This window comes from Kutzneria sp. CA-103260, assembly GCF_018263855.1.
Lineage (GTDB): Bacteria > Actinomycetota > Actinomycetes > Mycobacteriales > Pseudonocardiaceae > Kutzneria.
In genome coordinates this window covers 10,556,386-10,567,298 of record NZ_CP073318.1, presented here as the reverse complement: position 1 = coordinate 10,567,298, position 10,913 = coordinate 10,556,386, and the positions used below count along the sequence as shown (strand labels likewise).

At 71.9% G+C, this 10,913-nt stretch carries 11 protein-coding genes; 1 reads left to right on the top strand and 10 read right to left on the bottom strand.

Features of this window, described 5'->3' with window-relative positions; all coding sequences use genetic code 11:
* Positions 1 to 170 precede the first annotated feature (170 nt).
* The 7 genes from JJ691_RS47455 to ftsZ form a co-directional block, all read right to left on the bottom strand.
* A complete protein-coding gene (locus tag JJ691_RS47455) occupies positions 171 to 800 on the bottom strand; it encodes a hypothetical protein (RefSeq protein ID WP_249227489.1) in 630 nt (209 codons plus the stop codon).
* Between the two features lie 126 nt (positions 801 to 926).
* On the bottom strand, positions 927 to 1,730 hold the full coding sequence (gene wag31 / locus JJ691_RS47450) for a DivIVA-like cell division protein Wag31 (protein WP_043723091.1): 804 nt from the start codon (positions 1,728 to 1,730) through the stop codon (positions 927 to 929).
* 70 nt (positions 1,731 to 1,800) lie between these two features.
* Positions 1,801 to 2,085: a YggT family protein gene (locus tag JJ691_RS47445; protein ID WP_211765932.1), complete on the bottom strand. Its 285-nt coding sequence runs from the start codon at positions 2,083 to 2,085 to the stop codon at positions 1,801 to 1,803.
* 19 nt (positions 2,086 to 2,104) lie between these two features.
* Positions 2,105 to 2,761, bottom strand: a complete 657-nt coding sequence (locus tag JJ691_RS47440) for a cell division protein SepF (protein WP_211765931.1) — start codon at positions 2,759 to 2,761, stop codon at positions 2,105 to 2,107.
* Between the two features lie 74 nt (positions 2,762 to 2,835).
* Entirely contained in the window at positions 2,836 to 3,567 is a 732-nt protein-coding gene (locus JJ691_RS47435) for a YggS family pyridoxal phosphate-dependent enzyme (protein WP_211765930.1), read from the bottom strand.
* Positions 3,564 to 4,268, bottom strand: a complete 705-nt coding sequence (pgeF, locus tag JJ691_RS47430; RefSeq protein ID WP_211765929.1) for a peptidoglycan editing factor PgeF — start codon at positions 4,266 to 4,268, stop codon at positions 3,564 to 3,566. The genes JJ691_RS47435 and pgeF overlap by 4 nt, the downstream gene beginning before the upstream one ends.
* A 123-nt stretch (positions 4,269 to 4,391) precedes the next feature.
* Positions 4,392 to 5,711: a cell division protein FtsZ gene (gene ftsZ, locus JJ691_RS47425; protein WP_211765928.1), complete on the bottom strand. Its 1,320-nt coding sequence runs from the start codon at positions 5,709 to 5,711 to the stop codon at positions 4,392 to 4,394.
* A 439-nt stretch (positions 5,712 to 6,150) separates the two neighbouring features.
* On the opposite strand from ftsZ, the gene JJ691_RS47420 reads away from it, so the two are divergent.
* Positions 6,151 to 7,242 (top strand): pyridoxal-phosphate dependent enzyme, encoded by a 1,092-nt coding sequence (locus tag JJ691_RS47420; protein WP_211765927.1) that lies wholly within the window; start codon positions 6,151 to 6,153, stop codon positions 7,240 to 7,242.
* A 93-nt stretch (positions 7,243 to 7,335) separates the two neighbouring features.
* Here JJ691_RS47420 and JJ691_RS47415 read toward each other — a convergent pair whose 3' ends face one another.
* The 3 genes from JJ691_RS47415 to murG form a co-directional block, all read right to left on the bottom strand.
* Entirely contained in the window at positions 7,336 to 7,986 is a 651-nt protein-coding gene (locus JJ691_RS47415) for a cell division protein FtsQ/DivIB (RefSeq protein WP_249227488.1), read from the bottom strand.
* Positions 7,987 to 8,457: 471 nt separating this feature from the next.
* Positions 8,458 to 9,828: a UDP-N-acetylmuramate--L-alanine ligase gene (murC, locus tag JJ691_RS47410; RefSeq protein ID WP_256449329.1), complete on the bottom strand. Its 1,371-nt coding sequence runs from the start codon at positions 9,826 to 9,828 to the stop codon at positions 8,458 to 8,460.
* Positions 9,825 to 10,907 (bottom strand): undecaprenyldiphospho-muramoylpentapeptide beta-N-acetylglucosaminyltransferase, encoded by a 1,083-nt coding sequence (gene murG, locus JJ691_RS47405; RefSeq protein WP_211772176.1) that lies wholly within the window; start codon positions 10,905 to 10,907, stop codon positions 9,825 to 9,827. The genes murC and murG overlap by 4 nt, the downstream gene beginning before the upstream one ends.
* Positions 10,908 to 10,913 lie beyond the last annotated feature (6 nt).

Sequence of the window (10,913 nt, the reverse complement as noted above, 5' to 3'; positions counted from 1 at the left end):
CCCCGGTGATGGCCGGATCGACGCCTGCTGTGTCAAGAGTAACGCGGCCCGACAAATCACCTCGCGACCACCCGCCCCCGTTGCCACATGTGGTCCACATGTGGCGCTGGGAGTCGAATGTGCGCCACATGTGGCCAAAAGTGCCGGGTACAGGGGCGGCGCGAGAGGGGTCAGTCGGTGGCGCTTCTGGTCGCCGCCGCCAGCGTGGCGTCAGGGGTGCAGACGGCGCAGGGGGTGAAGCCCAGTTGCCGGGCCTCGTTGACCGGCAGCGGGATGACCGGGCGCTCGCCGAGCCAGCCGCAGGCGGCGAGGTGGTAGCGGGGCCGCTCGTCGAGCACCAGCACCTCGTCGGTCAGCTCCGAGACGACCAGCGCGTCGGCCGCGTCGGTGTCCTCCTCCGCGGGTTCCTGCTGATCATCACGATTCGTGCCGATCCGGACACCCCCGGTGGCAGGGCTGTCAAGATCACCTGTAGCCTGCGATTCTCCCGGTCCACCCTCGTCTTCCTGGGGGTCCGCATCAGATTCGTCGTCTCCGCCGTCGACGATCGGCTCGGCGGCAGCAGCTGTCCCACCGGCGGCCGGGCGCGCCTGTGCGCGACGCCGGCGCTGCCAGTCCAGCAGCAGCACCACGGCGCCGACGACGCTGAGCGCGACCGAACCCCACGCCCAGTAGGTCTGGGTGGACACGAGCGCGACGACCAGCAGCGCGAACGCACCCAGCACACAGAGCAGCACGACGTAGAGCAGCCCGGAAGACCTTCCGGGGCCACTCGACGACGCAGCGTTGTTCGACGACACGCAGCGACCCTACGGCACCGCACGGCCGTTCACGGTGGAACGACGCGGGCCGGTGTCGGCAGGTTGACACGTGCCATCGCCGGCAGACCCCAACAGCAGGTCTGCCTTCAGAGAGTCGTCAGACCCTCAGCCAGCCTCAGCCCGCGCGCCGAACGTGTAGCCACCGCTCTGACGGCCCTCGGAGGGCGCGGCAGAAGTGCGGTCGTTCAGCTCGGCCAGCTGCGACTCGAGCAGGCTCTTGAGTCGGGTCCGGTACTCGCGCTCCATCGTGCGGAGCATGTCGATCTTCTTCTCCAGCGCGTTCTTCTCCTGGGTGATGTTGCCCATCACCTCGGCGTGCTTGCGCTGCGCGTCGCGGTCCAGGGCCGCGGCCTTCTCCCGGGCGTTGCGCTCCAGGGTCTCGGACCGGGTCCGGGCGTCGTTGAGCATGGTCTCGGCGCGGGTGCGCGCCTCGTTGACCATGGTGTCGGCCTTCGCCCGCGCCTCGGAAAGCAGCTGCTCGGACTTGGTGCGGGCCTCGGCCAGCATCGAATCCGCCTCGCCCTTGGCCTCACCGGTGAGCCGGTCGGCCATCTCCTGGGCGAGACCCAGGACCTTGGCCGCCTGCACGTGGTGGTCGCCACCAGGCGTGGTCTGCTCCATCACCGACGGCGGCGGAACGGAAGCGAGGCGACGGGGTTCCTCGCGGCCGGGCATGGGGCCGGAGCCGACCTTGCTCCGGGCGTCGTCCAGGTCGGCGCGCGCGGCCTCCAGCTGGGAGTCCAGCTGCTCAACCTGCGCGCGCAGGTCGGAGTTCTCCTCGATCAGGCGGGCCAGCTCGCCCTCAACCAGGTCGAGGAAGGCGTCAACCTCGTCCTCGTTGTAGCCCCGCTTCCCGATAGGAGGCTTGCTGAACGCGACGTTGTGCACGTCAGCGGGGGTCAACGGCATCAGATCACCTCACGGCAGTCACGACCGGTACAGGTCCAGGATCCCCGTCACCTGGGCTGCGTCAGCCGCATCAGTATGTACGCGTCAGTTGCATCAGTATGTACACGACCAGGAACACGACCATAATCGATAGGTCCAGCCCGACGCCCCCGATTCGTACCATCGGTATCACGCGACGGGCCAACCGGACCGGAGGGTCTGTCACTGTGTAGATGGTCTCCAGCGTGACCGCAACCCCTCCCGCCGGCCGCCACTCCCGGGAGAACGCCCGGACGTACTCCACGACCAGGCGTGCCGAGAGCAGCAGCCAGAAGAAGAACAGCACGTAGTAGACGACCACCAAGACCGGTTGCACGCCACCACTGTGCCATCACTCATGACTTGGGGAGGAAGCCACCCTCCGCGAGGCGCCTCCGGTCCTCGGCGGTCACGTCGGTGTTGGGCGGTGAGAGAAGGAACACCTTGTTGGTGACCTTGTCCATGCTGCCCCGCAGCGCGAAGGCCAGCCCGGCGGCGAAGTCGACCAGCCGCTTGGCGTCCGCGTTGTCCATGTCGGTCAGGTTGATGATCACCGGCGTGCCGTCCCGGTAGTGCTCGCCGATGGTCCGCGCCTCGGTGTAGCTGCGCGGATGCAGGGTGATGATCTTGGCCAAGGGGTGTGCCACCGGATCCTGGGCCGGCCGCAGGCGCGTGACCGGCTCGTGCTTGGGCTCGACCGCGAGCGCGCCGTGGGTCGGCGCCTCGGTCGCCCAGCTGCGGCGGCCGCGCGGCCGGTCCTCGGGCAGCTCGTAGCCGTCCTCGTCGTAGTCGGCGCGGTAGGACGAGCGGGCCGACAGCGTGCTGCTGCCACCCGTGCGTCGCCGACCGCTCGAGTACCGATCGTAGTCGCCCTCGGCAGCGGAACGATCATCGCGGGTCCGGTCGTAGTCGTCCCGGTAGTCCGCGACGTAGCGGCCGTCCTCGTCGTAGCCGTCCAGGTCGTCGGCCGGCACCATCCCGAAGTAGGCCTTCAGCTTCTGAAGCGCACTCATGCCAGCCCAGCCCTTCCTCCGCGACTCCCCGACGAACACTGGACGCGCGACGACGCGCCCGGGTTCCCCGCCGCCTACGGCGAGGCTAGCCCTCTGTACCCCAACAGGCCCGTTCCGACACGCACGCACGTCGAACCCTGCCCGATCGCCACCGCCAGGTCTCCGCTCATCCCGGCGGACAGCTCGACCGCCGTCGGATGATCGGACCGAACCCGGTCGGCCGCCTTGGACAAGAGCTCGAACGCCGCCCGTGGATCCATGGACAATGGTGCGACTCCCATCACACCGCGCAAGATCAGTTCACCCGATCGGCCGATCTCGTCGGCCAGCTCGAGTAGACCCGACAACGGAACGCCACCACGCTCCGGGTCCCCGTCCAGGCTGGCCTGGATCAGCACGCTGAGCGGCTCGGTGCGGCTCCCCCTGGTGCGGGCCCCCGCGGCGGCCTTCGCGAGCGCAGCGGCGAGCCTGGGCGAGTCCACGGACTGGACCTCGTCGGCCCATCCCACGATCGAGCGAGCCTTGTTGCGCTGCATCCGACCCACCATGTGCCACCGGACGGGTGTGTCGGGCAGCGCCAAGGCCACCTCGGCGGCCTTCGGGGCGGCCTCCTGGTCCCGGTTCTCGGCGAAGTCGGTGACGCCCAGCCCGGCCAGCAGGATCGCGTCCGAGGCCGGGAAGGTCTTGGTCACGGCCAGCAGCTTCACCTCATCGGGACTGCGGCCGGCGGCCCGACACGCGTCGGCGATCTGCTCCCGGACGTCGGCCAGGCCGGCCTCGAGCTGGGCCCGGCGCTCCTCGGTCATGCCTCGATCCAGGTCACGGCGGCCAGCCGGCCGGTCTTGCCGTCGCGGCGGTGGCTGAACAGGGTCTTGTCCTCGACCGTGCAGCGCGGGTCCACGCCGATCTTGGCCACGCCCAGGCCGGCCAGCTGGTTCCACAGCCCGGCCCGCAGGTCCAGGGCCGGCGTGCCCTTGCGGGACTTGGTCGCGCTGCCCGGCAGGTGCGCCTCCACGTCGTCACGCATGGCGGCCGGCACCTCGTAGCACTCGCCGCAGACGCTGGGTCCGAGCAGCACCTCGATCTGGTCCGCCTTGGCCCCAGCCTCGACCATCGCCGCCACCGTCGCCGGCACCACGCCGACCCGGGCCCCCACCCGACCCGCGTGCACCGCCGCGACCACGCCGTTGTCGGCGTCGGCCAGCAGCACCGGCACGCAGTCGGCGACCAGCGCCACCAGCGCCAGGCCCGGCTGGTTGGTGACCAGGCCGTCGGTGGCCTCCGCCGGCTTGGCCCGCGGCCCGTCCACGGTGGTGACGGTCCGGCCGTGCACCTGCTCCATCCACACCAGGCGGTCAGCGGTCAGGCCGATGCCCTCGGCCAGGCGCTGCCGGTTGGCCCGCACCGCCGACGGTTCGTCGCCGACGTGATCACCCAGGTTGAACGACTCGTAGGGGGCCGCGGACCGACCGCCGGCCCGGGTCGTGACGACTCGACGAACGCGCATGCGCCCATTCTCCCTACCCCGGCGGTTCCCCATCTGAGTGGCTCATTTGACCCCGAACACGCACGTGAGTGGCTCACTTGACGGCAAAGTCAAGTGAGCCACTCAGGTGGGGAGGGGGTGGGGTCAGCGCCGCATGAAGGGCGGGACGTCCACCTCGTCGTCGGGGTCCTCCGGCAGCGGCACGGCCCGCGACGGCAGCGAGCCGCGGTGCTCCGTGGAGGACTGGTAGCCGTTGCCGGGCCGGCTCACCGGCGGCAGGCCGGAGCCCTGGGAACTCGGCTGCTGGTAGCCGGAGTTGGACGGCGGCACCGAGGTGTAGCCGTTGGACGGCGGCGGGGTCGGCGTGTGCGGCTGCTGCTGGATGTGCGGCTGCTGCTGCACCGGCTGCTGCTGCGGGGCCGGCGTGCTCAGCTGCCCGGACTCGGCGACGGCGGTGGCCGTGCTGGGCCTCGAGGGCGAGGTCAGCGCGGTCGGCTCCAGCTTCTTGTGGGTGGGGCCGCCGCTGTCGAAGCCCGCCGCGATCACCGTGACCCGCACCTCGTCGCCGAGGGAGTCGTCGATCACCGTGCCGAAGATGATGTTGGCGTCCGGGTGCGCGGCCTCCTGGACCAGCGACGCGGACTCGTTGATCTCGAACAGGCCCAGGTCGGAGCCGCCGGCGATGGCCAGCAGCACACCGTGGGCGCCGTCCATGGACGCCTCCAGCAGCGGCGAGTTGATCGCCTTCTGCGCGGCCTGCACCGCCCGCCCCTCGCCGCGGGCCGAGCCGATGCCCATCAGCGCGCTGCCGGCGCCGGACATGACGCTCTTCACGTCGGCGAAGTCCAGGTTGATCAGACCGGGGGTGGTGATCAGGTCGGTGATGCCCTGGACACCGGACAGCAGCACCTCGTCCGCGGAGCGGAAGGCGTCCATCAGGCTCACGCCGACGTCGCCGAGCTGCAGCAGCCGGTCGTTGGGGATCACGATCAGCGTGTCGCACTCGTTGCGCAGCTGGGTGATGCCGTCCTCGGCCTGCTTGGCCCGGCGCTTGCCCTCGAAGCTGAACGGCCGGGTGACCACGCCGATGGTGAGCGCGCCGAGCTTGCGGGCGATGGAGGCGACCACCGGCGCGCCGCCGGTGCCCGTGCCGCCGCCCTCGCCGGCGGTCACGAAGACCATGTCGGCCCCCTTGAGGACCTCCTCGATCTCCTCCCGGTGGTCCTCGGCGGCCTTGTGCCCGACTTCGGGGTTGGCGCCCGCGCCGAGGCCGCGGGTCAGCTCGCGGCCGATGTCGAGCTTGACGTCCGCGTCGGACATCAGCAGCGCCTGCGCGTCGGTGTTCACCGCGATGAACTCGACGCCCTTGAGCCCGACCTCGATCATGCGGTTGACGGCGTTGACGCCGCCGCCGCCGATGCCGACGACCTTGATCACCGCGAGGTAGTTGTGCGGGGGCGTCATCGGATCCGCCTTCCTGATCGTGGTACTCGAGCTCTCGTCCTGCGGTGGTCACCTTCCCGTCCTGGCCGCCCCCGGCCAGGCTCCGGTCAAACCCTCGACCTCAACCAGAGGCTTCAAGTTATGTCAACCCCGACATTGGGGTGGACGGTATGCACCACAGGTGCGACGGTCCAGCAGCCACGCCGAACACGGACCCAGGTCTTCGACGGCCGAGGTGTCGGCCGCCCCTCAATCAGGCATGTCCCCGAGTGCGGCATCCACGCCGAACCACGCACTGCAGAGCGTAGTCTGTGCGACCCGCGCCCGTGTGCCGCGGGGCGAGGTCCGGACAGTTCCCGGACATCGGGGCAGCACTTGTGGAACAAGCCGCGGCGGCGCCTTGACGTAGATCACCTCACCGCCGGCCACGGTCACGGTGGGTAGCCAGTACGGTGGGGTCGTGCCTGGTCCCGTGCGTGTCTGTCCCGAGTGCGGCCGACGGTTCGAGTTCGCCGATCCGGCGTGGCGCTGCTGCGGCGCGCCGATGCGGCTGGCCGCGCCGCCCGCGGCCCCCGTGCCGCTGGCCGAGCTGGCCGGCCGGCCCCTGACCACCTGGCGCTACGCCGAGGCCCTGGGCGTGCCGGCGGAACTGTGGCGGTTGGCCACGCTGGGTGAGGGGATCACTCCGCTGCTGGCGGCCGGCGACGGCATCTCCGTCAAGGTCGAGTATGCGAGCCCGACCTTGTCGTTCAAGGACCGCGGCGTGGTGCTGCTGCTGGCCCAGGCGCTGGCCGCCGGGGCCTCGCGGGTGATCGCCGACTCCAGCGGCAACGCCGGCACCGCTGTGGCCGCCTACTCGGCGCGGGTCGGGCTGCCGGCCGAGGTCTTCGTGCCCGAGCACACCTCGCCGAAGAAGATCGCGCAGGTCAGGGCGCACGGCGCCATGATCAACCTGGTGCCCGGCAACCGGGAGGCGACCGCCGCCGCGGCTGTGGCGGCCGTCGAGCGGGGCGGGTCGTTCTACGCCAGCCACGTCTACAACCCGGTGTTCCACCTGGGCACGGCGACCTACGCCTTCGAGGTGTGGGAGCAGCTGGGCGGGCGGCTGCCGGACACCTTCGTGCTGCCGGTGGGCAACGGGACTTTGGTGCTCGGAGTCACCCGAGCGGTGGCAGGGTTGCTGGCGGCCGGGCGGATCCCGAAGGCCCCGCGGATCGTGGCCGTACAGGCAGCCAACTGTGCACCGTTGACTGCCGCTTGGCGCGCGGGTTCCCCGACGCCGCTGCCGGTGGCCGCGGAGCCGACCATCGCCGAGGGCATCGCCATCGCCGCCCCGGCCCGTGGCGCGGAAATCCTCGCCGCCGTCGACGATTTCGCCACCGTGACCGAAGAGCAGCTGCTGGCCGGCCGGACCGAGCTGGCCCGAAAGGGTTGGTACGTCGAGGACACCGCCGCGGTGTGCTGGGCCGCGGCCCGTGCCGCCGCCGGCTCGTGGGGCGAGGTGGTCGTGCCCCTGTCCGGCGCCGGCCTGAAAACCGGCTGGACCGCATAACCCCGCGAGTCCCGCTCTGGAGCACACGAAATACAGGTTCCGAACGTGTCCGAAACCTGTATTTCGGTTGCCCGAGAGCGGGACTCGCGAAGGTCAGGGGTTGGAGATGGTGGCTAGCTGGGGGCTGGAGACGTCGTAAACCTTGCCGGGCTGGCTCATCAGGGCGGTGAGGACGCCGGCCTTGCGGGTGGAGTCGGCGGAGCCGCCCCAGCGGACCTGGCGGCCGGCGGAGAGGGCCAGCACCACCGAGTTGGGCGACTTGGCCGACACCGACAGGACCTCGGCGCGAACCTTGTCGGGCACGGCCATCAGGACCTGGACCACCGCGACGGCGGTCGGATCGGTGGGGTCGGCGCGCGGCAGCTCCAGCTCGGGCAGGCCGGCCGGCGCGGACGCGACGGTGGCGAAGTCCTTGGCGGTGTGGTCGACGAGGTGCGCGCCGTCCGGGGCCTTGATCACGCCGACGGCCACCCGCTCGGCGACGTCGATGCGCACGGTGCCGGGCCACGAGCGGGACACGTTGACCGAGGCGACCCGGTTGATCTGGGCGACCCGGTCGCGGATGGCCGCCAGGTTGATGGTCAGCATCGGCGAGCCGGAGTTCACCGCGGCGGCGTCGAGGACCTGCTTCTGGTTCAGGTCCTTGGTGCCCAGCACCTGCACCGACCGCACGCCCAGCAGCGGCGTGAAGTAGACGCCGTACAGCAGGCCGAGGGTGCCGAGGACCAGGACCAGGGCGACCACGCGCCGCCGCATGATCTTGGCCCGGCTCGGGCCGCGACGCCGGGAGCGGCCCCGCTCGACCCGCCGGGCGCGGGCGGAGATGGGTCGCTCGGAGGAGGGCCGCCCAGAACCGGATCGTTCGGCGTCCGACCGGGTCGAACGGTCGGCGGCACGACCGGAGGCGGGCCGGTCCGAACGAGATCGCTCAGCATCGGACCGGCCTGAGCCGCCGCGAGCCGAGGAGGACCGAGTCACGCCGGAGCGCTCCGAGACACGTCGCGCAGCGCCGGAACGGTCCGCGGAACCCGAGCGCTCGGAGGCCGACCGGGCCGAGTCCGACCGGCCCACGCCGGACCGCTGCGACGCGGACCGGTCCGAAGCAGTCCGGTCGGAACCGGACCGCTCGCGGGCCGGCCGCTCGGGCGGCCCCGCCTCCTCGGTCAACGCGCCTCCCCAGTCACAGAGCCGAAATCACAGAGCCGGATGCCGGCTTCACGGGGCCGGGGTCACGGCGGCGAGGATCTCGGGACCGAGCATGGTCACGTCACCCGCCCCCATGGTCAGCACCAGGTCGCCCGGCTTGACCAGGCCGGCGATCAGGGCCGGCACCCGGTCGAACGAGGGCTCGTAGTGCACGGCCCCGTCGGGCAGGGTCACGGCGTCGGCGACCAGCGCCCCGGTGACGCCGGGCATGGGGCTCTCCCGCGCGCCGTAGACGTCCAGCACGACCACCTCGTCGGCCAGGCCGAGGGCCTCGCCGAACTGGGCCGAGAACTCCCGCGTCCGCGAGTACAGGTGCGGCTGGAAGATCACCAGTAGCCGACCGTCGCCGGCCACCGGGCGGGCCCCGCGCAGGGCGGCAGCGACCTCGGTGGGGTGGTGGGCGTAGTCGTCGTACAGGCGCACCCCGCCGGTCTTGCCCTTGAACTCGAACCGCCGCCGCACGCCGCCGAAGGCGGCCAACCCGGCCAGCAGCCCGTCCAGGGGGGCGCCGAGTTCGAGCCCGGCCAGCAGGGCGCCGACCGCGTTGGCGGCCATGTGCGCGCCGGGCACGGCGGTCCGCACCTCGACCCGCTCCCCCTCGATCTCCACGACGGCGAGCCCGCCGGTCTCCACCGGCTGGTACGAGAGGATCCGCGCGTCCGGGCCGTCAGCGCCGTAGCGCCGGACCCGCACGCCGAGCTTCTCGGCCCGGTCGGCCAGCGCGGCCGAGCCGGGGTCGTCGGAACAGGCGATGAGCACGCCGTCGGGCTCGATACGCTGCACGAAGGCGTCGAAGACGCCGACGTAGGCCTCGACCGTGCCGTGGTGGTCCAGGTGGTCGGCCTCGACGTTGGTGACCACGGCGACCGTCGGCTCGAACACCAGGAACGAGCCGTCGCTCTCGTCGGCCTCGGCCACGAACACGTCGCCGGTGCCGTGGTGGGCGTTGGCCCCGGACTCGTTGAGGTCGCCGCCGATGGCGAACGACGGGTCGAGCCCGCAGTGCTGCAAGGCCACCGTGAGCATCGAGGTGGTGGAGGTCTTGCCGTGCGTGCCGGCGATGCAGGCCGCGCGCCGCCCCACCATCAGCGAGGCCAGCGCCTGTGACCGGTGCAGCACGGTGATGCCGCGGGCCTTGGCTTCGACCAGCTCCGGGTTGTCCGGCTTGATGGCGCTGGACACCACCAGCGTCTCGGCGTCGCCCAGGTGCTCGGCGGCGTGGCCCAGCTCGATGCGCGCCCCCTGCGCCCGCAGCGCGAGCACGGTGCGCGAGTCCTTGGCGTCCGACCCGGACACTTCGACCCCGCGGGCCAGCAGGATGCGGGCGATGCCGCTCATGCCGGCGCCGCCGATGCCGACGAAGTGGATCGGCGGCTTCACTTGTTCACCACGGACAGCACCATCTGGGCCAGCACGTCGGCGGCCACCCGGTGGCCGCCGTTGCGGGCGGCGTTGCTCATCACGGCCAGCCGGGTGCGATCCCCGACCAGCGGCAGTACCTCGTCCACGACCCGCTCCGGGGTGAGTTCGTCGTCGGGGATGAGCAGGCCGCCGCCGGACTCCACGATCGGGAGGGCGTTGAAGCGCTGCTCGCCGTTGCCGATCGGCAGCGGCACGAACACCGCCGGCAGCCCGACCGCGGACACCTCGGCCACGGTCATCGCGCCGGAACGGCACAGCATCAGGTCGGCCGCCGCGTAGGCGAGGTCCATCCGCTCCACGTACGGCACCGCGACGTACGGCGGCGCGCCCGGGACGTCCTGCACCACGAGCGTGTTCTTGGGGCCGTGCGCGTGTAGCACGCTCACGCCGGCCCGCGCGAACGCGGCGGCGGAGTTGGACACGGCGTTGTTCAGCGTCCGGGCGCCCTGCGAGCCGCCGGACACGAACAGCACCGGCGCGGTCGGGTGCAGCCCGAAGTACTGGCGGGCCTGGGCCCGCAGCGCGGCGCGGTCCATGGAGGTGATGGAGTAGCGCAGCGGGATGCCGATGATCTGGGCGTCGGGCAGGCCGGAGTTGGGCACCGCGGCGGCCACCTTGGCGGCGAACTTGGCGCCGACCTTGTTGGCCAGGCCGGCCATCGCGTTGGCCTCGTGCACCACGATCGGCACCCGGCCGCGGGCGGCCAGGTAGGCCGGCAGCGACACGTAGCCGCCGAAGCCGACCACCACGTCGGCGCCGACCCGGTCCAGCACCGCCCGGGTCTGCTTGATCGCCTCCCGCACCTTCAGCGGCATCTTGAGCAGGTCGGGCGTGGGCTTACGGGGCATCGGCACCGGCGGGATCATCTCCAGCGGGTAGCCCCGGGCCGGCACGATCTTGCTCTCCAGGCCGCGCGCCGTGCCCAGCGCGACCACCCGGGCGTCGGGGCGGGCCCGCATCACGGCGTCGGCCAGCGCCAACGCCGGCTCGATGTGGCCGGCGGTCCCGCCGCCCGCGACGACAACGCAGGGGCCCATCCGGTC